The organism is Streptomyces sp. NPDC107454 (genome assembly GCF_055582885.1).
Genome location: NZ_JBVJPA010000007.1, coordinates 443098 through 466413, shown reverse-complemented (window position 1 = coordinate 466413; position 23316 = coordinate 443098). Strand labels below are relative to the sequence as shown.

The 23316-nt window shown below is 71.7% G+C and carries 22 protein-coding genes; 14 read left to right on the top strand and 8 right to left on the bottom strand.

Annotated features, from left to right (window positions below; genetic code table 11):
• Positions 1–76: 76 nt before the first annotated feature.
• The 4 genes from ACZ69M_RS20365 to ACZ69M_RS20350 all read left to right on the top strand — a co-directional run bounded on the left by ACZ69M_RS20365 (position 77) and on the right by ACZ69M_RS20350 (position 2181).
• A complete protein-coding gene (locus tag ACZ69M_RS20365; protein ID WP_470051550.1) occupies positions 77–619 on the top strand; it encodes a sigma-70 family RNA polymerase sigma factor in 543 nt (180 codons plus the stop codon).
• The gene (locus ACZ69M_RS20360; protein ID WP_470051548.1) at positions 616–972 is read left to right on the top strand and encodes a hypothetical protein; all 357 of its coding nucleotides are present in this window, start codon (positions 616–618) and stop codon (positions 970–972) included. The genes ACZ69M_RS20365 and ACZ69M_RS20360 overlap by 4 nt, the downstream gene beginning before the upstream one ends.
• Entirely contained in the window at positions 969–1796 is an 828-nt protein-coding gene (locus tag ACZ69M_RS20355; protein WP_470051546.1) for an anti-sigma factor, read from the top strand. The genes ACZ69M_RS20360 and ACZ69M_RS20355 overlap by 4 nt, the downstream gene beginning before the upstream one ends.
• 115 nt (positions 1797–1911) lie before the next feature.
• Positions 1912–2181 (top strand): hypothetical protein, encoded by a 270-nt coding sequence (locus tag ACZ69M_RS20350; protein ID WP_067365075.1) that lies wholly within the window; start codon positions 1912–1914, stop codon positions 2179–2181.
• 249 nt (positions 2182–2430) lie between these two features.
• On the opposite strand, the gene ACZ69M_RS20345 is transcribed toward ACZ69M_RS20350, so the two are convergent.
• Together ACZ69M_RS20345 and ACZ69M_RS20340 are read right to left on the bottom strand one after the other, a co-directional pair.
• Positions 2431–3213, bottom strand: a complete 783-nt coding sequence (locus ACZ69M_RS20345) for an ABC transporter permease (protein WP_470051544.1) — start codon at positions 3211–3213, stop codon at positions 2431–2433.
• Entirely contained in the window at positions 3210–4178 is a 969-nt protein-coding gene (locus ACZ69M_RS20340) for an ATP-binding cassette domain-containing protein (protein WP_470051542.1), read from the bottom strand. Before ACZ69M_RS20340 ends, ACZ69M_RS20345 begins: the two co-directional genes overlap by 4 nt.
• Before the next feature lie 64 nt (positions 4179–4242).
• Here ACZ69M_RS20340 and ACZ69M_RS20335 point away from each other — a divergent pair, with 64 nt between their 5' ends.
• On the top strand, positions 4243–4956 hold the full coding sequence (locus ACZ69M_RS20335) for a TetR/AcrR family transcriptional regulator (protein ID WP_470051540.1): 714 nt from the start codon (positions 4243–4245) through the stop codon (positions 4954–4956).
• Positions 4957–4983: 27 nt separating this feature from the next.
• On the opposite strand, the gene ACZ69M_RS20330 is transcribed toward ACZ69M_RS20335, so the two are convergent.
• Genes ACZ69M_RS20330 through hmgA form a run of 3 tightly spaced genes read right to left on the bottom strand, consistent with a single transcriptional unit; the run spans position 4984 to position 8334 of the window.
• On the bottom strand, positions 4984–6174 hold the full coding sequence (locus ACZ69M_RS20330) for a type ISP restriction/modification enzyme (RefSeq protein WP_470051538.1): 1191 nt from the start codon (positions 6172–6174) through the stop codon (positions 4984–4986).
• A 41-nt stretch (positions 6175–6215) separates the two neighbouring features.
• A complete protein-coding gene (locus tag ACZ69M_RS20325) occupies positions 6216–6965 on the bottom strand; it encodes a GntR family transcriptional regulator (RefSeq protein ID WP_054231081.1) in 750 nt (249 codons plus the stop codon).
• Positions 6966–6993: 28 nt separating this feature from the next.
• Complete coding sequence (gene hmgA, locus ACZ69M_RS20320) at positions 6994–8334, bottom strand: homogentisate 1,2-dioxygenase (protein WP_470051535.1); 1341 nt, start codon at positions 8332–8334, stop codon at positions 6994–6996.
• A 201-nt stretch (positions 8335–8535) separates the two neighbouring features.
• Between hmgA and ACZ69M_RS20315 the strand changes: the two genes are divergently transcribed.
• From ACZ69M_RS20315 to ACZ69M_RS20280, 8 genes are all read left to right on the top strand, one after another.
• The gene (locus ACZ69M_RS20315) at positions 8536–9183 is read left to right on the top strand and encodes a nuclear transport factor 2 family protein (RefSeq protein ID WP_470051533.1); all 648 of its coding nucleotides are present in this window, start codon (positions 8536–8538) and stop codon (positions 9181–9183) included.
• Positions 9180–9797: a TetR/AcrR family transcriptional regulator gene (locus ACZ69M_RS20310; protein WP_470051531.1), complete on the top strand. Its 618-nt coding sequence runs from the start codon at positions 9180–9182 to the stop codon at positions 9795–9797. Before ACZ69M_RS20315 ends, ACZ69M_RS20310 begins: the two co-directional genes overlap by 4 nt.
• A gap of 190 nt (positions 9798–9987) precedes the next feature.
• Positions 9988–12246 carry a molybdopterin oxidoreductase family protein gene (locus ACZ69M_RS20305; protein ID WP_470051529.1) on the top strand — a complete coding sequence of 753 codons (2259 nt, stop codon included), beginning with the start codon at positions 9988–9990 and terminating at the stop codon, positions 12244–12246.
• Positions 12247–12400: 154 nt separating this feature from the next.
• Positions 12401–13837 (top strand): CitMHS family transporter, encoded by a 1437-nt coding sequence (locus ACZ69M_RS20300; protein WP_470051527.1) that lies wholly within the window; start codon positions 12401–12403, stop codon positions 13835–13837.
• A 64-nt stretch (positions 13838–13901) separates the two neighbouring features.
• The gene (locus ACZ69M_RS20295) at positions 13902–15131 is read left to right on the top strand and encodes an MFS transporter (protein ID WP_470051526.1); all 1230 of its coding nucleotides are present in this window, start codon (positions 13902–13904) and stop codon (positions 15129–15131) included.
• Positions 15132–15366: 235 nt separating this feature from the next.
• Positions 15367–16710: an ABC transporter ATP-binding protein gene (locus ACZ69M_RS20290; protein ID WP_470051524.1), complete on the top strand. Its 1344-nt coding sequence runs from the start codon at positions 15367–15369 to the stop codon at positions 16708–16710.
• Positions 16711–16823: 113 nt separating this feature from the next.
• On the top strand, positions 16824–18212 hold the full coding sequence (locus ACZ69M_RS20285; protein ID WP_470051523.1) for an aldehyde dehydrogenase family protein: 1389 nt from the start codon (positions 16824–16826) through the stop codon (positions 18210–18212).
• A 79-nt stretch (positions 18213–18291) separates the two neighbouring features.
• The gene (locus tag ACZ69M_RS20280; protein WP_470051521.1) at positions 18292–19374 is read left to right on the top strand and encodes a Zn-dependent alcohol dehydrogenase; all 1083 of its coding nucleotides are present in this window, start codon (positions 18292–18294) and stop codon (positions 19372–19374) included.
• On the opposite strand, the gene ACZ69M_RS20275 is transcribed toward ACZ69M_RS20280, so the two are convergent.
• The 3 genes from ACZ69M_RS20275 to ACZ69M_RS20265 form a co-directional block, all read right to left on the bottom strand.
• On the bottom strand, positions 19371–20333 hold the full coding sequence (locus tag ACZ69M_RS20275; protein ID WP_470051717.1) for a DMT family transporter: 963 nt from the start codon (positions 20331–20333) through the stop codon (positions 19371–19373). The two genes, ACZ69M_RS20280 and ACZ69M_RS20275, sit on opposite strands and share 4 nt — an antisense overlap.
• A gap of 74 nt (positions 20334–20407) precedes the next feature.
• Positions 20408–21121 (bottom strand): metalloregulator ArsR/SmtB family transcription factor, encoded by a 714-nt coding sequence (locus tag ACZ69M_RS20270; protein WP_470051519.1) that lies wholly within the window; start codon positions 21119–21121, stop codon positions 20408–20410.
• 287 nt (positions 21122–21408) lie between these two features.
• Entirely contained in the window at positions 21409–22050 is a 642-nt protein-coding gene (locus ACZ69M_RS20265; RefSeq protein ID WP_470051517.1) for a TetR/AcrR family transcriptional regulator, read from the bottom strand.
• Between the two features lie 84 nt (positions 22051–22134).
• Between ACZ69M_RS20265 and ACZ69M_RS20260 the strand changes: the two genes are divergently transcribed.
• Positions 22135–23286, top strand: a complete 1152-nt coding sequence (locus ACZ69M_RS20260) for an acyl-CoA dehydrogenase family protein (protein ID WP_470051516.1) — start codon at positions 22135–22137, stop codon at positions 23284–23286.
• Positions 23287–23316 lie beyond the last annotated feature (30 nt).

Here is a 23316-nt window from a genome sequence, read left to right as displayed (position 1 = left end):
ACCCATCCGGAGGCGCTCGCGCTGCGAACATGTAGGTGCAGGGACAGGCCGCGCGCGGCCGGAGAGGGGGGAACGAGTGGAGGCGGACGAACTTCTGGTGCTCGTGGCCGGAGGCGACCAGAAGGCATTCGAGGAGCTGTACGGGCAGGTGTCCGGGCCCGTGTTCGGACTCGTACGCCGTGTGGTGCGGGACACGGCCCAGTCGGAGGAGGTGGCCCAGGAGGTGTTGCTCGAACTCTGGCGCTCCGCCGCGCGGTTCGACCCCGGCCGGGGCAGCGCCCTGTCCTGGATCCTCACCCTCGCGCACCGCCGGGCCGTCGACCGGGTCCGCAGCGCCCGCGCGGCCACCGAACGCGAGCAGCGCGAGGGGCAGCGCGCCCATCATCCCGCCTTCGACCAGGTCGCCGAGGAGGTGGAGGCCGGGCTCGAACGCGAGTGGGTGCGCCGCTGCCTGGAGCGGCTGACCACGTTGCAACGTCAGTCCGTCACCCTCGCCTACTACGACGGCTACACCTATCGCGAAGTCGCCGAGCGCCTCTCCCTGCCGCTCGGCACGGTCAAGACACGTATGCGCGACGGACTGACACGGTTGCGCCACTGCCTGGGAGGTGTGGCATGAGCGCGCGTCGGGCACCGCGCCACGGGGACGGCGTGCCGGCCCGTCAGCCTGCGGCGCCGGATCTGGAGTTCGCGCATCAGTCCGCGGCGCCGGATCTGGAGTTCGCGCATCAGTCCGCGGCGCCGGATCTGGAGTTCGCGCATCAGTCCGCGGCGCTGGATCAGGAGTTCGCCCGTCAGTCTGCCGCGCTGGATCAAGAGTTCATCTCCCGGCCTGCCGCGCCGGACCCCGAGTTCGCCCGCCAGGGCCGTGCTTCACACCCGCAGCGCATGCACCCCGGCTCCCGACACCCCCGTATCCGCGCCCTGGAACTGCCCAGCCGCGCCCCGCACCCCCAGGGAGGCGTCGTATGAGCGTCCTCGACCGTCTGCTGCGCCGCGATCTGCACTCGCTCGCCGCCCCCTACGCCCTCGACGCGCTGGAACCCGACGAACGCCGCCGGTTCGAGCGTCATCTGCAGGGCTGCCCCCGGTGCGCGGCCGAGGTGCGGGAGCTGGGCGAGGACGCGGTGCGGCTCGCCTGGTCCACCACGGCACCCGCCCCGGCCGCCCTGCGCGACCGGGTCCTGACCGCCGTACGCACGATTCCTCAAGAGGCGCCGGACCCGTCGCACCCCGCCCACCCGTCGCAGGCGTTGCCGAACGGAGTGCCCCGTGGGCGCGCAGCGCACGGGCCCGCGGCGCGCGGCCGGACCCCGCGCTTCCGGTCGCTGCTCGCCCCGCTCTCCACCGCCACCGCCGCCGCGGCGCTCGTCGTGGCGTCCCTCTTCGCGGTGCAGGCGACACAGACCCAGGACAAGCTGGACCAAGAGCGGGCCCAGGCACGTGAGATCGCCCACGTTCTGGCGGCCCCCGACGCCCGGGCGACGAGCGACCGGGATGCACAGGGCCGCGGAATCGGAGTGGTCGCCTCCGCATCGGAGCGGCGCGCCGTCGTGACCTTGAGCGGACTTGCCACTCCGTCAGGGGGGCGCGTGCACCAGTTGTGGCTCATGCGCCCCAACGTGCAACCGCGCTCCCTCGGGCTCTTCGAGGGCGACACGCCCTTGATCGCCGACGGACTGAACACCAACGCCACGTCACTCGCTGTCACCGTCGAGCCGCAGGGGGGCTCGGCACAGCCCACCACCACGCCAGTTGCGCAACTCGCCCTGAAATCGGTTGGATTCGGAGAGTAACCGTCAACACCCTTACGGGGAAGGTGAATCCTGCCACCGTGATACACGAGTGCCACGCGGGAGCGATAGGGTTAGCCTGCCCGGGCCGGGTGGACTCGTACGGGTGGGGAGAGACATGGAACAGATAACAGTGCGCAGCAGGGCACGTGTCCCTGCGATCACCTGTGGGAGCAGCGCGACCAGTTCGCGCCTCGACCGCCATCTGGCGGTGCTGGGCGGCCCTGCCGTCCCGCAGCGCGAGACGGCCGAGGCGACTTCGCTGATGCGTGAGCTCACCGCGCGTGACACCGCGCACGACAGCAGCGGGAGGAGCGCGCGCGTACGGCGGGTCTCGCTCTTCGCCCCTCTGAAGCGCCTGCGTCGTTCGCTGTTCGGCGGCCACTAGTACGGTCGCGCGGTACTCGAACCCGCGCTCGGGCGACCACACCGCCCCGGCGTAAGCGCTGCGTTCTCGCCGCCCGTCGTCCCCACGGCACGCAGCGCCGCCCCGGTGTGTTCCCGGAGCGCGGGTGCACCCCCGTTCGTCCTTTCGTGCGCCTCGTTCCCACCCGGCGGCGCGCGGCGGTTTCCGTCTCCCCACTCCGCGAGGCCCTCGGCCGTCGTCAACCCCGGATGTCCGAGCCCCCGTTGGGGTTCATCGTTCCCCGGTCGCGTACCGGCGTACGGCGAGCGGCACGAACACCGCGAGAATGACGGCGCACCAGGTCAGCGCCCCGGCCACCGGATGCGTCACCGGCCAGGCGCCCTCGTCCGGCACCGGTGCGTTCCCGAAGAGGTCCCGCAGTGCCGTGGTCACCGCGCTGATCGGATTCCACTCGGCCACCGTGCGCAGCCAGCCGGGCAGGTTGTCGGTGGGGATGTATGCGTTCGACAGCAGTGGCAGGATGAACGTCGCGCCGCCCAGTTGCCCGGCCGCCTCCTCGCTCTGTGAGGCGAGCCCCAGCACGATGCCGATCCATGTCGTCGCGAACCGGAAGAGCAGCAGGAGTCCGACGCCGGCCACCGCCCGGAGCGCCGACCCCTCGATCCGCCAGCCCACGGCCAGCCCGACCAGCATCAGCGGCACCGTGCCCACGGCGGTGACCACGAGGTCCGCGAGCGCCTGTCCGAGCGGCACGGCGGCCCGGCTCATCGGCAGGGTGCGGAAGCGGTCCATCACGCCCCGGTGCGCGTCCTGGGCGGCCTGGAACATGCCGGTCATGATTCCGTTGGCGGCGGTCGCCACCAGCAGTCCCGGCAGCAGGAAGGCGCGGTACTCCTGTCCGGGTGTCGCGAGGGCGCTGCCGAAGACATAGCCGAAGAACAGCAGCATTGTGACCGGCATGGACTGGGTGAGGATCAGCAGCCCGGGATTGTGCCGGATCCGCCGCAGGTGCCGCCCCAGCATCGCGGTCCCGTCGTACGCCAACGTGCTCATGTCACAAGCTCCTTGCGGTCGGTGCGGCCTCCGGTGAGGCGCAGGAAGACGTCGTCGAGCGTCGGCGGGCGCAGGCTCGCGTCGAGCAGTGGCACCCCCGCGGCGTCGAGTTCACGGACGAGCCGGGGCAGAGTCAGGGTCGGATCGGTGGTCACCGCGCCGACCGCGTGCCGCTCCGGGGCGAACGCCGGTTCGGAGCCGGTGAGCCGGTCGAGGACGGCCGCCGCGCCGGGCATCGCGTCGGCGTGGGCGACGACGACCTCCGCGTACGAGCCGATGAGCGCCTTGAGTTCGGCGGGTGATCCGGTGTGGGCGACCCGGCCGTGGTCCACGAGCGCGATGTCGTCGGCGAGCCGGTCGGCCTCCTCCAGGTACTGCGTGGTCAGCACCACGGTCGTGCCCTCGCCCCGCAGGGCGCGCACGGCCTCCCAGATCTGGTTGCGGCTGGCCGGGTCGAGCCCGGTGGTGGGTTCGTCGAGGAAGAGCACCTCGGGGCGGCGGATCAGGCTCGCCGCGAGGTCGAGGCGGCGCCGCATGCCGCCCGAGTAGGTGGACGCGGGCCGGTCGGCGGCCTCGGCGAGCCCGAAGCGTTCGAGGAGTTCACGCGCGCGCGTGGGAGCGTCCCGCATCCGGTGCAGCCGCGCGAACAGCCGCAGGTTCTCCCGGCCGGTGAGGTCACCGTCGACGGAGGCGTACTGCCCGGTGACTCCGATGGCGCCGCGCACCGCGGCCGCCTCGCGTACGAGGTCGTGCCCGGCGACCCGGGCGGACCCCGCGTCGGGCCGCAGCAGCGTGGTGAGCAGGCGCACCGCCGTGGTCTTGCCCGCGCCGTTCGGTCCGAGCACCCCGCAGACGGTGCCCTCGGCCACCGCGAGATCGAGCCCGCGCACCGCGTGGACGACCTCCCTCTTGGTTGCGAAGCTCTTCTCCAGACCTTCACTAAGTACGGCGTACGTAGTTGTCATGGGGCGACCATAGCGCACTACGTACGCTGTACGTAACTAGGATGGTGGCGAGGTGATCGACGACATGACAGGGCGCAGTGCCGTACCCGAAGTGATCTGGGCCCGCCCCGAGCGCGCGGGCCGTGGTCCGCGGGCGGCCTACAGCCGGGCGGACATCGCGGCCGCCGCGGTGCGGATCGCGGACGCGGACGGGCTCGACGCGGTCTCGATGCGGCATGTGGCCACCGAGCTGGGCTGCGGCACGATGTCGCTGTACAACTACGTCCCGCGCAAGGAGGACCTGTACGAGCTGATGGTTGACGCCATCAGCGGTGAGCACGACTCCTGGGAGCCGACGGGCGACTGGCGCGCCGACATGCTCCGGGTCGCCCATCAGACCCGTGCCCTCATGCACCACCACCCGTGGCTGCCGCGCCTGATGTCCCCGGTCTACGGCTTCAGCCCCAACGCCCTGCGCTACCTGGAGCACTGTCTCGTCTGCCTCGACCCGCTGGACGCGTCGTACGGCACGAAGATGGAGCTGATCGCGATGCTCAACGGCGTGGTGACGACGTACGTCGGCAACGAACTGGCCACCGCCGAGCGCACCCGCTCGCTGCCCTGGTCCGCGCAGCAGGAGCAGGCGATGCGGAGCGCCTACCTCGGCAGCCGGATCGCGACCGGCGCGTATCCGCGGATGGCGGCCGCCTTCACGCAGGACGCGGGCCCGATCGACCTGGAGGCGGTGTTCGAGCGGGCGCTGGGGCGGGTGCTGGACGCGTTCGAACCGAAGGGGTAGATCCACGGGGCTGTCGGACCTATGGGGTCAGATGAGCGCGAACTGTCCTTCCGGGCCCTCTTCGTGATGATCGAGGACGGACGCGGGCCGGTGCGCCGCCTCCGGAACCGGCAGCACACCCGCCTCGCACAGCTCGGTCCGCGTGATCGGCGCGCCGATCGTCAACTCGGCAAACTGGGGGCGGAGTTCCGCGAGCAGTGTCAGCACCGTGACGATTTCCAGCAGCTCGGACGTCCAGGCCTGCTGCCAGCCGACGGTCCGGATCGCCTCCAGCGTGCCCGGCTCGGCCGGTTCCGCCGGTTCGGTCCTGGCCGCGAACCACTGCTCCAGGACACGCACTCCGCCCACCTCGAAGTCCCAGGCCTCCGGCGGCACCGGTGAGATACGGCCCTCGTCGAGGAGGAGGGCCTCCTCGTCGCGGTCGTAGCGCACGTCGACGGGGCGCGACGGGAGCGGGGCGCGGACATAGGGGCGGCGGCCCCCGGGGAGCTTGGGGCGCTCGCCGTCGCGGCGCATCAGCCACAGCATCCGGCGCCCCAGCCCGACGCCGCGCGCCCACGCCTGCGGGTCCCCGGTCAGCGGGACGGCACACCCGTCACGGCCCGACCGCGCGACCGCGACCGTCCAGGCGAGGACGTCGACGGGGTCGGGGGAGTGGCCGAGGCGGGTGCCGAGGTGCTCCAGCAGGCCCGGCGCCAGATTCGGTTCGCGGCCCCCGGGGCGCCGGTGGAGGGGGCGGACACGGCCGCCGCGACCGGCGCTCAGCGGCAGCACGGACGCGACCAGCAGCACCGGCCCCGACGTGTCCGGCACCGCCGTCTGCTCCACCACGAACACCTGCCGCTCGTCGGCCACCCGCCACAACTCGGGGCGCGCCGCGTCGATCAGCCGGTGGTCCGGGATCAGCCACTGCTCGTCGAAGGGGCTGTGCAGGACGCGGACCGGCTCCGGACAGGGCCCCGACTCCCGTTCCAGCCGGGCCGTCCCGCTCGACTGCCCCGGCAGCTGTCCGACGGCCGAGTGCGTGGTGCGCGAGCGCGTCGGGCCGAACAAGGCCTCGCGGCCCGGCCCCTCGGCCTTCATCAACGTGTCCCAGCGCGCCTTCAGGGACGCCGCGTCGGGCGCCGTCGGCCACCCCCGGCCCAGCCTCGGCGGTGCGACGGACCACGGCATGAGGTCCGCGAGCAGCGGAGCGTCGTCGTGCGTCACGCCCGGCATCGTACGACGTGGGCGCCGCGCGCCGGTCTCGTACGCCATCGTCAGTGGGCGTCGAGGGTGACCGTGAAGGAGAAGCGGTCACCGCGGTAGTGGATACGGGCCACGTCCAGGGCGCGGCCGTCCTCGCCGTGCACGATGCCCGTGTAGTGCAGGATCGGGCTGAGCAGCGGCACCTGGAGCAGCCGGGCCGTCTCCGGATCCGCGAGCCGCGCCTCCACCGTGTCGGTGATCCGGCTGATGCGCACACCCACCACGTCCCGCAGCACCTTGGTCATGGGCCAGCGCACCAGGTCCTGCGGGTCGATCCGCGCGGCCAGTTCGGGACGGACGTAGTTGCGCGCGTGGTTCGTCGGCTCACCGGTCTTCTCGTCGCCGCGCAGCCGGTGGTACGTCCCCACCTCGGCCAGATCCGGGAAGTACTCGGCGAGTTCGGCCGGCACCGGCACGCTCCCGTGGTCCAGCAGCTCGGTCGTCATGCCCGACTGCTGTGCGACGATCGTGTCCACCGAGCCCAGCAACCGCACCGGAGCGCCCCGTTGCGCGCTCGGCTCGATGAACGTGCCCCGCCGCCGGTGGCGGGTGATCAGTCCCTCGTCCTCCAGCTCCTTGAGCGCCTGTCGCATGGTGAGCACACTCACCCCGTAGTGGCCCGCCAACCGCTCCTCGGTCGGCAGGCGCAGCGGTTCCTGGGGCGAGCGCCCGAGTATCGAGGCGCGCAGGGACTGCGACACCTGGTACCAGAGCGGGAGTTTGCGGTTCAGGACGATCGAGTCCGGGGCGAAGGAGGTCACGAGGGATATCCGTACCGGTCGCCGACGCTCAGTGCAACGGGCCGAAGTGCCGCTGGAGGCCCCGCCACACGTCGTCGTACCCGCGCTGCAGATGCTCCGCGTGCGCCGCCTGCGCCGTGGCGGTCACCGGCCACCGCGTCTCGAACATGAACGCCAGCCCGTCGTCGATCTTCTGCGGCCGCAGCTCGGCGGCGCTGGCCCGGTCGAAGGTCTCCCGGTCCGGCCCGTGCGCCGACATCATGTTGTGCAGCGAACCGCCCCCCGGGACGAAGCCTTCCGCCTTCGCGTCGTACGCCCCCTCGATAAGCCCCATGTACTCGCTCATCACGTTCCGGTGGAAGTACGGCGGCCGGAAGGTGTCCTCGCCCACCAGCCAGCGCGGCGCGAACACCACGAAGTCGACCCCGGCGAGACCCGGGGTGTCGCTCGGCGAGGTCAGCACCGTGAAGATCGACGGATCCGGGTGGTCGTAGCTGATCGTGCCGATCACATTGAAACGGCGCAGGTCGTAGACGTACGGCACATGGTTGCCGTGCCAGGCGACGACATCCAGCGGCGAGTGGTCGTACGTCGCCGTCCAGAGGTTGCCGCAGAACTTGTTGACCACCTCCACCGGGCCCTCGACATCCTCGTACGCGGCGACCGGGGCGAGGAAGTCCCGCGCGTTGGCGAGTCCGTTGGCGCCGATCGGGCCGAGGTCGGGCAGCTGGAAGGGCGCCCCGTAGTTCTCGCACACATAGCCGCGGGCCGTCGTGCTCCGCCCGCCGCCGGACGCGGCGTCCAGCAGCTCCACCCGGAAGCGGACCCCACGGGGAATCAGCGCCACCCCGCCCGGCTCCACGTGCAGCAGCCCGAACTCGGTCCGCAACAGCAGCCCGCCCCGCTCCGGCACGATCAGCAGCTCCCCGTCGGCGTCACTGAAGACGCGGTCCATCGAGGAATCGGCGTGATACAGGTGCACGGCCATGCCGGTGCGCTGGGTCGCGTCGCCGTTGCCGCCCAGCGTCCACAGGCCCGCGAGGAAGTCGGTGCCCCGCGCCGGCTCCGGCAGCGGGTTCCAGCGCAGCCGGTTCGGGTCGGGCTCGGTCTCCGTGAAGGGCGCCGAGCGCAGCGCCCCGTTGTCCGTGCGCGTGAACGCCGGGTGCGCGGCCGACGGGCGGATCCGATACAGCCACGAACGCCGGTTGTGCGCCCTCGGCTCCGTGAACGCCGTACCGCTCAGCTGCTCCGCGTACAGCCCGAGAGGGGCGCGCTGGGGCGCGTTGCGGCCGTGCGGCAGCGCCCCGGGGAGCGCCTCCGAGCTGTGTTCGTTGCCGAATCCGGTGAGGTAGGTCAGCCCCTCGGCCGTCTTCCTCGCGTCCCCGCTCATGATCGCTCCCTCGCGCCTGATTCCTATGCTTCACCGTAGGATTCAGTTTTTTCGCGCGCAAGAGGTACACCGAGGCGCGTGGCCGGCGAACGCGCGGCGCCCGAACCTCCGTGCGGAGTACACCCCAGGGTTGGCGGTACGTCCCAAGAACCCGACTCCAGGGGGATCCGCCTGTCAGAGCGTTGTTCTAATGTCCCCGGCATGTCGTGGAAGCGTGGAGTGCTCGCCGCGCTCGCGGTCTGCGCCCTGCTCGGCGGATCGGCGGGCTGCGGCACCGGCGCCGCACACGAGCGGAGGGACGCGGTGTCGCCCTCACCCGTGGGCAAAATCCTGGATGATACGGACAAAGAGGGGCGGCATTACCGTGAGGTCGACAAGAAGAGCGCACCCGAGGTCGCCATCGAGGTCCAACCGGCCTCCGGCGACGGCTGGGACGTCCGCCTGACCGTCCACCGCTTCCGCTTCTCGCCCGCCGCCGCCAAGGCGGAGGCCGTGGCCGGCCGCGGCGTCGCGCTGCTCTCCCTGGACGGCCGCAACCTCGCCACCCTGCGCACCGCCGAGTACCACCTCGCCGACGACCTGGTCCCACGCGGCACCCACCACGTCACCGCGCGCCTGTACGCCGACGACCGCACGGCGTGGGCCGTCCACGGCAAGCCCGTCGAGAGCACGGCGGACATCACCGCCTCCGGGGCCGCCGCATCGACCCGGCCGCCGACGACCACCTCGCCGCCCCCGTCGAGCCCGTCGACCCCCGCCTCCACACCGCCATCGACACCGATCGGAAACGGCGTCGCGGGCCGTACCGACACCGGAGGTTCACCGGATCCCGGCGGAAAGGCATCATGAAGCCTGTGCCCCAAGCGACCTCGCTGCGCCGCGCGCCCGTTCAGCGGCGCAGCGCCGAACGACTGACCAGGATCCTCGACGCCTGTGCCGACCTCCTCGACGAGGTCGGCTACGACGCCCTGAGCACCCGGGCCGTGGCCCAGCGCGCGGGCGTCCCCATCGGCTCCGTCTACCGCTTCTTCGGCAACAAGCGCGCCATGGCCGACGCACTCGCCCAGCGCAACCTCGAGCGCTACACCGAACGCGTCACCGAACGCCTCCGCGCGACCGGCGCACAGGGCTGGCGCGCCGCCATGGACGCCGTACTCGACGAGTACCTCGCCATGAAGCGCACCGCCCCCGGCTTCTCCCTCGTCGACTTCGGCAACCAGATACCCGTCGGCACCCGCGACGCCGAGCCCAACACCCGCGTCGCCGACCGCCTCACCGACCTCCTCTCCGACTACCTCGACCGCACCCCCGACGAGGACCTCCGGCGTACCTTCCTGGTCGCCGTGGAGGCCGCCGACAGCCTGGTCCACCTGGCCTTCCGGATCGCCCCTGAGGGGGACGAGCGGATCATCGGGGAGGCGCGGGAGCTGCTGCGCGCGTATCTGGCCAGGGTTCTGGACTGAAACCGCTCCACCGCTCTCATGCTCCACCGCTCTGATGCTCCATCGCTCCACCGCTGAAGCGCGCGGACCCGGGGGAGAGGCGCGCGATTTCCCGACCTCACCCCCGCAAAGCCCTCCCTCCCATCCGTACCGGTCGGTATGCTCGGCCCGGTCCGTGTGCCACCGCCGCCACCGTCCTCCGGGAGGACCCGTGTCCCGCACCTCCGGCGCCACCCCCGACTCCCGCACCGCCCTGCGCGTCTGCCCCCTCTGCGAGGCCACCTGCGGGCTGACCCTCACCATCGAGGGCACCCGGGTCACCGGCGCCCGCGGCGACCGCGACGACGTCTTCAGCAAGGGGTTCATCTGCCCCAAGGGCGCCTCCTTCGGCGCCGCCGACGGCGACCCCGACCGGCTGCGCACCCCCCTCGTCCGCACGGACGGCGAACTGCGCGAGGCCACCTGGCAAGAGGCCTTCGACGCGATCGCGGCGGGCCTCGGCCCGATCGTCGAGCAGTACGGCCCGCACGCCCTCGGCATCGTCCTCGGCAACCCGAACGTGCACACCATGGCCGGCGCCCTCTACCCGCCCGTCCTGCTCACCGCACTGCGCACCCACAACGTCTTCACCGCCTCCACGCTCGACCAGATGCCCAAACACGTCTCCAGCGGCCTGCTCTACGGCGACGCCAACGCGATCCCGGTCCCGGACCTCGACCACACCGACCACCTCCTTCTCATCGGCGCCAACCCCCTGGAATCCAACGGAAGTCTGTGCACCGCCCCCGACTTCCCCGGCAAGCTCAAGGCGCTGCGCGCCCGCGGCGGCACCCTGACGGTCATCGACCCGCGCACCACCCGTACCGCCAAACTCGCCGACCGCCACGTGACCATCCGCCCCGGCACCGACGCCCTGCTGCTCGCCGCGATGACGTACGTCCTCTTCGAGGAGAAACTCGTCGACCTGCGCGACCTCGCCCCGCACGTCCAGGACGTCGAAGAACTCGCCACCGCCGTACAGGACTTCACCCCCGAGGCCGCGAGCGAGGCCTGCGACGTGGACGCCGACACCATCCGCGCGCTCGCCCGCGAACTCGCCGCCGCCCCCACCGCCGCCGTCTACGGCCGCATCGGCAGCTGCACCGTCCCGCACGGCACCCTCGCCAGCTGGCTCGTCGACGTCCTCAACATCCTCACCGGCAACCTCGACCGCCCCGGCGGCGCCCTCTTCCCACAGGCCGCCACCGACAAGACCCCCCGCCCCGCAGGACCTGGCCGCGGCTTCGCGCTCGGCCGCTGGCACAGCCGGGTCAGCCGCCACCCCGAAGCCAAGGGCGAACTCCCGCTCGCCGCACTCGCCGAGGAGATCGACACCGCCACCCCCGAGGGCAGCCCCGTCCGCGCCCTCATCGCCATCGCCGCCAACCCCGTACTGTCGGCACCCGACGGCAACCGCCTCGACAAGGCCCTCGACTCCCTCGACTTCATGGTCAGCGTCGACCCGTACCTGAACGAGACCGCACGCCACGCCGACGTCGTGCTGCCGCCGCCCCCGCCCTCCCAGAGCGCCCACCACGACTTCGCCTTCAACACCCTCGCCGTACGCAACCAGGTCCGCTACAACCGCCCCGCCGTCCCCCTCGAACCGGGCCGCATGGCCGAGACCGAGATCCTCGCCCGGCTGGTGCTCGCCGCCACCGGCATGCACGGCGCCGACCCGTCCGCCGTGGACACCATGGTCATCGACTCCACCCTCGGCAAGGCCGTCCAGGACCCGCACGGACCCGTCCACGCACGCGACCCGAAAGAACTCGCCACGCGGCTCACCGGCGAGAGCGGACCCGAACGCAGGCTCGACATGATGCTGCGCCTCGGCCCCTACGGCGAGGGCTTCGGCGCCCGGCCCGACGGCCTGAGCCTGGAGAAACTGCTCGCCCACCCGCACGGCATCGACCTCGGACCGCTGCGCCCACGTCTGCCGCAGCCACTGAAGACGCGCAGCGGAAAGATCGAGCTGCTGCCTGCACCGATCGTCGACGATCTTCCCCGGCTGCGCGCCGCCCTGCGCGAGCGCCCGGCGGCGATCGTCCTCGTCGGCCGCCGCCATCTGCGCTCCAACAACAGCTGGATGCACAACGTCCCCGCCCTCACCGGCGGCACCAACCGCTGCACCCTGCACATCCACCCCGAGGACGCGGCACGCCTCGGCCTCACCGACGGGGCGGTGGTGCGCGTCAAGGGCGCCGGGGGAGAAGTGGTCGCCCCGGCCGAGGTCACGGACACCGTACGACGCGGGGTGGTGAGCCTGCCGCACGGCTGGGGACACGACCGCCCCGGCACCCGGATGAGCCACGCTGCCCTCGACCCGGGCGTCAACGTCAACCAGCTCCTCGACGGCTCGCTCCTCGACCCGCTGTCGGGTACGGCGGTGCTCAACGGAGTGCCGGTGGAGCTCGCGGCGTGCCCGTAGGGGGCCTCTGCTCACCGAGACAAGCCTGTGACCTGGAGTTTTGCGCTTATTGCTCGCGTGTCAACATCTTGTTAACGCAATCTTGCGCGACCTAACGTCATCGCACCGCCGTCCCTGGTGGGAGTTCAAGGGCGAACGTTAGGTAATCCAACTCATGCTGACCATCCTCGGCTTCACCATGATCGCGACCTTCCTGGTCCTGATCATGCTGAAGAAGATGTCGCCGATCGCGGCGCTCGTGCTGATCCCGGCACTCTTCTGTGTCTTCGTCGGAAAGGGCGCCAAGCTCGGTGACTACGTCATCGACGGCGTCACCAGCCTCGCCCCCACGGCGGCGATGCTGATGTTCGCGATCGTCTACTTCGGTGTGATGATCGACGTCGGTCTCTTCGACCCGATCGTCCGGGGGATCCTCAAGTTCTGCAAGGCCGACCCGCTGCGGATCGTGGTCGGCACGGCGGTCCTCGCCGCGATCGTCTCCCTCGACGGCGACGGCTCGACCACCTTCATGATCACGGTCTCGGCGATGTACCCGCTGTACAAGCGCCTCAAGATGAGCCTGGTCGTGATGACCGGCGTCGCCGCCATGGCCAACGGCGTCATGAACACGCTTCCCTGGGGCGGCCCCACGGCCCGCGCCGCGACCGCGCTGAAGCTCGACGCCAGCGACATCTTCGTCCCGATGATCCCGGCCCTCGCCGTCGGCCTGCTCGGCGTCCTCGCCCTCTCGTACGTCCTCGGACGCCGCGAGCGCAAGCGGCTCGGCGTGCTGACGCTGGACGAGGTCCTGGAGCCGGAGACCGAGACGGTGCTCGTCGGCGCGGGCGCGGGCGCCTCCGGCGACGGCGCCGCCAACCTCACGAAGAAGGCGGCGCGCACGGGTGGTTCGGGCACCGGCTCCGGCTCCGCCGCCGGTTCCGGCGCCGATCTGCCCGAAGAGGACGACGACTTCCAGGGTCTCGACCCCCACCGCGCCACCCTGCGCCCCAAGCTCTACTGGTTCAACGCGCTCCTCACGGTCACGCTGCTCACCGCCATGATCATGGAGTGGCTGCCGATCCCGGTCCTCTTCCTGCTCGGCGCCGCACTCGCGCTCACCGTCAACTTCCCCCACATGCCCGACCAGAAGGCCCGCCTCGGCGCCCACGCCGAGAACGTCCTCAACGTCTCCGGCATGGTCTTCGCCGCCGCCGTCTTCACCGGCGTCCTCCAGGGCACCGGCATGGTCGACCACATGTCCAAGTGGCTGGTCTCCAACATCCCCGACGGGATGGGCCCGCACATGGCCCTCGTCACCGGCGTCCTCAGCATCCCGCTCACCTACTTCATGTCGAACGACGGTTTCTACTTCGGCGTCCTCCCGGTCCTCGCCGAAGCGGGCCAAGCCCACGGGGTCTCGTCCCTGGAGATCGCCCGCGCCTCGCTCGTCGGCCAGCCGCTGCACATGTCCAGCCCGCTGGTGCCCGCCGTATACGTCCTTGTCGGCATGGCGAAGGTCGAATTCGGAGACCACACGAGGTTCGTGGTGAAGTGGGCGGCGCTGACTTCGCTGGTGGTGTTGGGGGCGGGGATCCTGTTCGGCATCATCTGACGGACGGGTGACGACTGACAGTTTCTGTCATCTGTAATCCGTCATCGGATGGAGGGGTGTCCCCGTGGGGCCCGGTCGGAACCGCGGCTGGCTGCTGCGCCTCGTCATCGCCTTCGGCTTCGCGCAGGGGGCGGTGTCGATGGCCCGGCCCGCCGTCTCCTACCGGGCCCTCGCCCTGGGCGCCGACGAACGCGCCATCGGTGTGATCGCCGGTGTGTACGCCCTGTTGCCGCTCTTCGCCGCCGTACCGCTGGGCCGCCGTACCGACCACGGACGGTGTGCGCCGCTGCTGCCCGTCGGGGTCGTCCTCATCGCGGGCGGTTGCGCGCTCAGCGGTACGGCGGACTCGCTGGGGGCGATGGCTGCCTGGAGCGGGGTGATGGGCCTGGGTCACCTCTGCTTCGTCATCGGTGCCCAGTCGATCGTGGCCCGGCAGTCCGCGCCGCACGAACAGGACCGCAACTTCGGTCATTTCACCATCGGCGCTTCCTTGGGCCAACTGGTCGGGCCGATCGTCGCGGGCCTTCTGATCGGGGGCCCGGACAGGGCGGGCAGCAGCGCGCAGGCCCTGCTCGTGGCGGGTGCGCTCGCCGCCGTGTCGTTCACCTCGCTCTGGCGCATCGAGCACCGTACGCCCGCCGAGTCCCGTACGGCTCAGGGCGACCGTGTGCCCGTGCACCGCATTCTGCGTGCCCGGGGCGTACCCGCCGGAATCCTCATCAGCCTCGCCGTGCTGTCCGCGACGGACATCCTGACCGCGTATCTGCCCGTGGTCGGCGAGCACCGGGGCATCGCGCCGTCGGTGATCGGTCTGCTGTTCAGTCTGCGCGCGGCGGCGACCATCGCCTGCCGACTGGTCATGACGCCGATGCTGCGACTGCTCGGCCGGGCGGCGCTGCTCACGGTGACCTGTCTGGTGGCGGGTGTGCTGTGCGCGGGTCTCGCGCTGCCCGTGCCGGTGTGGGCGCTGGCCGCGATGTTGCTGGTCCTCGGCTTCTGTCTGGGTGTCGGCCAGCCGCTGTCCATGACGACGGTCGTGCAGGCCGCCCCGGACGAGGCCCGTTCCACGGCCCTGGCCCTGCGGCTGACCGGCAACCGTCTGGGGCAGGTGGCCGCCCCGGCCGCGGCCGGGCTGGTCGCCGGGGTCGCCGGTGTGGCCGCGCCGTTCGTGATGCTGGGCGCGCTGCTGGTGCTGTCCTCGGGGGTCGCGCTGCGCTCGCCGAGGAAGGCGCCCGCAGGCCGTGCCGAGCCCGTACGGGCCGGGGTGCTCCTGCGTCGCAAGAGCGACATCTGACCTTCCCGGCCGGCCCGGCGAGGGTGCGGCGAAGTGTCTGTCGGGCCGGTAGGCGATCGTCCGTTTCCGCCGCGCCCGAACAGGGGCGGGAACCGACACGCAGGATCCCGCCGGGTGTCTTCCCCCGGGTGGTCGCGGTCCGTTAACTTCCGTGACTCATACGTCCCTTGCGGCCCGCTCGGGACGTCTCGACCGCGGAGCGACAGCGCCCTTTGAGCCCCCGGGGGCACCCTTCATGACACGCGCCATCTCCCTGCACCAGGTCAGCAAGTCGTATACGCGCGGGGTCCGCGTGGTGGAGCGGCTGTCGCTGGACATCCGGCCGGGCGAGTTCCTCGTCCTGCTCGGTCCCTCCGGCTGCGGCAAGTCGACCGTGCTCAGGATGATCGCCGGCCTGGAGAACGCCACCGAGGGCGAGGTGCGTCTCGACGGTGAGGACGCGGGCGATCTGCCGCCGTCCGAGCGGGACATGGCGATGGTCTTCCAGAACTTCGCCCTCTACCCGAGCATGACGGGCCGCGACAACATCGGCTTCCCGTTGCGTATCGAGGCCCCCGGCGAGGACCCGCGTCCGCGTGTCGACGCCACGGCCCGGATGCTCGGCATCGAGGACCTCCTCGAACGTTTCCCCCACCAGCTGTCGGGCGGCGAGCGCCAGCGCGTGGCGATGGGCCGTGCGATCGCCCGCCACCCTTCCGCCTTCCTGATGGACGAGCCGCTCTCCAACCTCGACGCCAAGCTCCGCAACCATCTGCGCGCCGAGATCGCCTCGCTCACCAGGAAGTTGGGTGTCACCACGGTGTACGTCACCCACGACCAGGCCGAGGCGCTGTCGCTCGGCGACCGGGTCGCCATCCTGCGGGGCGGCGTCCTCCAGCAGGTGGGCACACCCCGTACGGTCTACGCGCTGCCCGCGAACGTCTTCGTCGCCGCCTTCATCGGCACCCCGCGCATCAATCTGCTGCGCGGCCTGGTCCGGGCCCCGCTCGACGGGGCCATGACGATCAGCCTGGGCAAGCAGTATCTGCCGCTGCGTGAGCCCTGGTCGGTGGATCAGCGGTTGCTGCGGGTACAGCAGGGCCGCGAGGTCATCGTCGGGCTGCGTTCCGAGGCCGTCCGCCTGGCCAAGCCGTCGGAGGCCCGGCCCGGGGAGGTGGCGATCAGCGGTCTCGTCGAACATGTGGAGTTCCAGGGGCACGAGGTGCTCGTCCACTTCGACACCGGCTCGCGGCCCGCGTTCGTCCCGGATCTGGAGGCGCCGCGCCCGGTCCGCCCGGTCAGGCGCCGCCGTCGCGAGGGCTCGCTCCTCGACCGTCTCCGGGACCGCCGTGCCGGTCAGCGGGCCGGCCCGGTGGTCGACCTCGACGACCCCGCCGACGTGGGTCCCGCGCGCGACGACGAGATACCGCCGGAGGGCCGGCTCCCCGGCGACCTGGTGGTCCGTACCACCCCCGACTTCGATCTCCGTCACGGGATGCAGGTGCCCCTCCTCGTCGACCTCGCCCATCTGTTCGTCTTCGACCGGCACGGCGAACGCATCTGCCCCGCTCCGGCGCGGCTGCCGGACCTGGACGAGTGAGGTGAGCAGGGTGAGTCGCGGGAAGACGTCTGGCGCCTGAAAACTAACACCGCTAGTTTGTGGGTCGGACGACGCCGCGAGGCGGACGGCACGCCCCGCCCGGGAGGAACACGATGAAGGCACATGACGGCATGTACATCGACGGTGCCTGGCGCCCCGCCGCCGGGACGGACACGATCGAGGTCGTGAACCCGGTGGACGAACAGGTTCTCGGCCGGGTTCCCGCGGGCACGGCCGAGGACGTCGACACCGCCGTACGGGCCGCCCGCGCCGCCTTCCCCGCCTGGGCCGCGACCCCGCCCGCCGAGCGGGCCGCGCGGCTCGGTGCCCTGCGTGACGTCCTCACCGCACGCAAGGACGAGATCGCCGAGACGGTCACGGCGGAGCTCGGCGCCCCGCTGTCCTTCTCGCAGGCGGTCCACGCGGGCGTACCGATCATGGTCGCGGGCTCGTACGCCGAACTGGCGGCCACCTTCGTCTTCGAGGAGAAGGTCGGCAACTCGACCGTCTACCAGGAACCGATCGGTGTGGTCGGCGCGATCACGCCCTGGAACTACCCGCTGCACCAGATCGTCGCCAAGGTCGCCCCCGCGCTCGCGGCGGGCTGCACGGTCGTCCTGAAGCCCGCCGAGGACACCCCGCTCACCGCCCAGCTGTTCGCCGAGGCGGTCGCGGAGGCGGGCGTCCCGGCCGGCGTCTTCAACCTCGTCACCGGCCTCGGCGCGGTCGCGGGCCAGGCCCTCGCCGAACACCCGGACGTGGACCTGGTCTCCTTCACGGGCTCCACGGCGGTGGGGCGGCGGATCGGAGCGACGGCCGGTGCGGCCGTCAAGCGGGTCGCCCTCGAACTCGGCGGCAAGTCCGCCAACGTCATCCTGCCGAGCGCCGACCTCGCCAAGGCCGTCAACGTCGGCGTCGCCAACGTGATGTCCAACTCCGGCCAGACGTGCAGCGCCTGGACCCGCATGCTCGTGCACGCCGCGCAGTACGAGGAGGCGGTCGCACTCGCCGCGACCGCCGCGGCGAAGTACGCCGACCGCATCGGCCCGGTCGTCAACGCCAAGCAGCAGGCGCGGGTGCGCGGTTACATCGACAAGGGCGTCGCCGAGGGCGCCCGGCTCGTCGCGGGCGGCCCCGAATCCCCTCGCGAGCAGGGGTATTTCGTCCAGCCGACCGTCTTCGCGGACGTCACCCCGGAGATGACGATCGCGCAGGAGGAGATCTTCGGCCCGGTGCTGTCGGTGATCCCGTACGAGGACGAGGAGGACGCCGTCCGGATCGCCAACGGGACGGTGTACGGGCTCGCGGGCGCGGTGTGGGCGGGTGACGAGGCCGAGGCGGTCGCCTTCGCGCGACGGCTCGACACCGGGCAGGTCGACATCAACGGCGGCCGGTTCAACCCCAGCGCCCCGTTCGGCGGTTACAAGCAGTCGGGGGTCGGACGGGAACTGGGCGCGCACGGCCTGTCCGAGTACCTCCAGACGAAGTCCCTCCAGTTCTAGCCCGTTCCACTCCACTCCACACCGTTCCGTTCCACTCCATTCCAGTCAGTTCCAGAGTTCTGGACCGAGGAGCTTTTACGTGGTTCGCGCTGCCGTACTTCACGCCGTGGGCGCCCCCCTGGAGATCGCCGAGATCGACCTCCCGGCGCCCGGTCCCGGTCAGGTCCGTGTCCGGCTGGCCGCCGCCGGGGTCTGTCACTCCGACCTCTCGCTGTCCGACGGCACCATGCGGGTGCCCGTCCCCGCCGTCCTCGGGCACGAGGGTGCCGGAACCGTCGTCTCCGTCGGGGAGGGCGTGACAGGTGTCGCGCCCGGCGACGGAGTCGTCCTCAACTGGGCGCCCTCCTGCGGAAGTTGCCACGCCTGCTCGCTGGGGGAGGTGTGGCTGTGCGCCAACGCGCTGACCGGCGCGGGCGACGTGTACGCGCGGCGCGCCTCCGACGGGAGCGACCTCCATCCCGGCCTGAACGTCGCCGCGTTCGCCGAGGAGACCGTCGTGGCCGCCGGCTGCGTCCTGCCCGTCCCGGACGGCGTCCCCCTCACCGACGCCGCCCTCCTCGGCTGCGCCGTCCTCACCGGGTACGGCGCCGTCCACCACTCGGCGCGGGTCCGTGCCGGTGAGACCGTCGCCGTGTTCGGGGTGGGCGGGGTCGGGCTCGCGGCGCTCCAGGCGGCGCGGATCGCGGGCGCGTCGCAGGTCATCGCGGTGGACATCTCTCCGGAGAAGGAGTCACTGGCACGCGAGGCCGGTGCCACGCACTACGTCGTCGCCTCCGACACCACCGCCCGCGAGATCCGCTCCCTCACCGGCAAGCAGGGTGTCGACGTCGCCGTCGAGTGTGTGGGCCGTGCCGTGACCATTCGCGCGGCCTGGGACGCCACCCGCCGCGGCGGCCGTACGACGGTCGTCGGCATCGGTGGCAAGGATCAGCAGGTCACCTTCAACGCGTTGGAGATCTTCCACTGGGGCCGTACGCTCTCCGGCTGCGTGTACGGCAACACCGACCCTGCGCGGGATCTGCCGGTGCTGGCGGAGCATGTGCGCGCGGGGCGTCTGGATCTGGGGATGCTGGTGACCGAGCGGATCGGTCTTGACGGGATCGCGGGGGCGTTCGAGAACATGGTGGCGGGGAAGGGCGGACGAGCGCTGGTGGTGTTCTAGCCCCGGGTGGCTTGGTTGTCGGCGGGTGCGTGGGGGGTGGTCGCGGGGTTCCCCGTGTCCCTGAAGGCCTTGGACCGGGGGCGGGAGCGGGACACCGCGACGCCGGCCAGGCACAGTGCGCCGCCCGCGAGCGTGAGCAGCGCCGGTACCTCGTCGAGGAACAGCCAGGACATCGCGACGACGAGCGCGGGCACCGCGTAGGTCGTCGCGCCCATCCGGCTCGCGGTGGTCCGGGCCAGCGCGTACGCCCAGGTCGTGAACGCCAGCGCGGTCGGGAAGACGCCCAGGTAGAGCACGTTGAGGGTGGCGGTGGCGGGCGCGTTCGCCACATCGTGGACGAGTTGCCCCGCGAACGGCAGGCACGCCACCGTCCCGACCAGGCATCCGAACGTGGTCACCTGGAGAGCGCTCGCCCGCCCGAGCGCCGGCTTCTGCGCGACGACCCCCGCCGCGTAGCCGACGGCGGCGAGCAGACACAGGACCACTCCCAGCACCGAGGACCCGCCCTCGCCGGACATCGACAGCCCGACCGCGACCGCCCCCGCGAACGACACCGCCATGCCCGCGAGCAGCCGCGGGGGCATCGCGTCGCCGAGGAGCCGGGAGCCGAGGAGTGCGATGAGGATCGGGCCGATGTTCACGACCAGCGCCGCCGTGCCGGCGTCCACCTGCTGCTCACCCCAGTTGAGCACCACCATGTAGAAGCCGAACCAGAGCAGGCCGGATATCGCGATCCCGCGCCAGGCGGCGCGCGGCGGCCACCCCTCGCCGCGTACGAGACAGAAGGTGCCCAGCGCGACGGATCCCGCCAGCAGCCGCCCGAGTGCCAGCGCGCCCGGCGAGTACGCCGCGCCGGCGCTGCGGATCGACACGAAGGCGGAGGCCCACAGCACGACGGTGACGGTCGCGGCGCCCGCGGCGAGCAGGTCCGCGCGGCGGGCGGGGGAGGTGGCGTTCATCATGGTCCCGAGGCTAGGTGGGGTACGGGGCAGGGTGCTCGCGGCTTTCGGACACCGCGGTGGGGCATGGCCGGTCAGCGGAGTGCCGTCGTCTCGATGCCCAGGAGTTCCGCGAAGGCCCGCTCGCCGTCGGGCGTGACCTTGACCGCGCGCTCCGAGCCGATACGTACGCACCAGTGGGCGTCCAGGGCGTGGCGACACAAGGCCGCGCCGGCGGTACCCGCGAGGTGGGGGCGGCGTTCGGTCCAGTCGAGGCAGCCGCGGGTGAGGGGGCGGCGGCCGGTGCGGTTCAGGTCGATGCCTGCCTCGTCGAACCATCGCAGGCCCGCGTCCGTGAGCGCGAACCCGGTGTCCTGGCGGAGCAGGCCGCGGTGGGTGAGGGCGTCGGTGAGGGTGATGCCGAGGCGGCCCGCGAGGTGGTCGTAGCACGTGCGAGCGCGGGCCATCGCGGAGCCCGTGCCGGCTTCCCGCAGGGTGCGGGGGCGTCGGGTGGTGTCGGGTGCGACCTGGGAGGCGAGGTCCTCGACGAGTTGGGCGACCTGGGGGTCCGCGAGCCGTACGTAGCGGTGTCGGCCCTGTCGTTCCTCGGTGAGCAGGCCGCCGGCGACGAGCTTGTCCAGGTGTTCGCTGGCCGTCGAGGGGGTGATGTGGGCGTGCCTGGCCAGTTCCCCCGCGGTCCAGGCGCGGCCGTCGAGCAGGGTGAGCAGGAAGGTGGCGCGGGTCTCGTCCGCGAACATCGCCGCCAGCGCGGCGAGTCCCGGTGCGACCGGGTCCGTCGACCTCGTCATGCCTCTCATCATCCGCCCTCGACATTTCGGCCCCGGCCGAACGGTCTCCGGGCCGAGGGGGATCTTGGGCTGCGGGTGGGTGGGGGCTTGGCGCGCGGTTCCCCGCGCCCCGGCGTCCCATCGCTTCGGCCCCATGGGCCTCGTCCTTCGAACGCCGGACGTGGTGGAGGCTTTTAGGGGCGCGGGGAACTGCGCGACCAGCCCCCACCCACCCGCAGCCAACGAACCCGCAGCCAACGAACCCGCAGCCAACGAACCCGCCCGGGGGCTCATCGCCCCGGCGGCCGTCAGTCCTCGCCCGTCGTCCTCCCGAACTGCTCCGTCAGCCCGTCCAGCAACGCTCCGAGTCCCACCTCGAAGGCCCGCTCGTCCACCTTCTCCTGCTGCTCGGCGAGCAGGTGGGCCTGCCCGAGGTGGGGATAGTCGGCGGGATCGTACGCGCTCTCGTCGTCGACGAAGCCCCCGGCGAAGGACCCGAGGGCGGAGCCCATGATGAAGTAGCGCATCAGGGCACCGATCGACGTGGCCTGGGCCGGGGGCCAGCCGGCGTCGACCATCGCGCCGAAGACGGCGTCCGCGAGGCGCAGCCCGGCGGGTCGGCGCCCGGGACCGCGGGCGAGGACCGGGACGATGTTCGGGTGGTCGCGCAGCGCCGCCCGGTAGGACACGGCCCAGTCGTGCAGGGCGGTACGCCACTCCCGCCCGTCCTCGAACATCGACAGGTCGACCTGCCCGCTCACGGAGTCCGCGACCGCTTCCAGGATCTGGTCCTTGGTGCGGAAGTGGTTGTAGAGAGAGGGCCCGCTCACACCCAGTTCGGCGGCGAGCCGCCGTGTGGACACGGCGGCCAGACCCTCCGCGTCCACCAGGGCCCGTGCCGTGTCGACGATCCGGTCGGTGCTCAGGAGGGGCTTGCGCGGTCGGGCCATGGCGCACATAGTAGGGCTGCGGACTTAAACTAGCAGTGCTAATTTAGCCTTTCGAACGTACGGCTTTCACATGGGGTGACCGTCATGAACCTGGAGCTCAGCGAGGAGCAGACCGCCGTCCGGCAACTCGCCAAGGACTTCGTGGACCGCGAGATCGCCCCACATGTCGTCGAGTGGGACCGGGCGGAGGAGGTCGACCGCTCGCTCGTGAAGAAGCTCGGCGACGTCGGCTTCCTCGGGCTCACCGTCGACGAGGAGTACGGCGGCAGCGGCGGCGACCACCTCGCGTACTGCCTCGTGACGGAGGAACTGGGCCGCGGTGACTCCTCCGTACGCGGCATCGTCTCCGTCTCGCTCGGTCTCGTGGCCAAGACGATCGCGTCCTGGGGGAGCGAGGAGCAGAAGCGGCAGTGGCTGCCGGGGCTGACCTCCGGCGCCTACGTGGGGTGCTTCGGCCTCACCGAGCCCGGCACCGGCTCGGACGCGGGCAACCTGACGGCGAAGGCCGTCCGTGACGGCGACGACTACGTCATCAACGGCACCAAGATGTTCATCACCAACGGGACCTGGGCCGACGTCGTCCTGCTCTTCGCCCGCTCCACCGACGCGCCCGGCCACAAGGGCGTCTCCGCCTTCCTCGTGCCGACCGACACCCCCGGCCTGACCCGCCGCACCATCCACGGCAAGCTCGGCCTGCGCGGCCAGGCCACCGCCGAACTCGTTCTGGAAGACGTACGCGTACCCGCGAGCGCCATGCTGGCGCCCGAGGGCAAGGGGTTCTCCGTGGCCATGTCCGCCCTGGCCAAGGGGCGGATGTCGGTCGCCGCCGGGTGTGTCGGTATCGCCCAGGCGGCCCTGGACGTCGCCGTGCGGTACGCGACCGAGCGGGAGCAGTTCGGCAAGAGCATCGCGCACCACCAGCTCGTCCAGGAACTGATCAGCGACATCGCCGTCGACGTGGACGCGGCACGGCTGCTGACCTGGCGGGTCGCCGATCTCGTCGACCGCGGACTGCCCTTCGCCACGGAGTCGTCGAAGGCCAAGCTCTTCGCCTCCGAGGCCGCCGTACGCGCCGCGAACAACGCGCTCCAGGTCTTCGGCGGCTACGGCTACATCGACGAGTACCCGGCGGGCAAGCTGCTGCGCGACGCCCGGGTGATGACCCTCTACGAAGGCACCAGTCAGATACAGAAGCTGGTCATCGGGCGGGCGCTGACGGGGGTTTCCGCCTTCTGAGTACGCCGGCACGCGGACGTGAGTACGGGG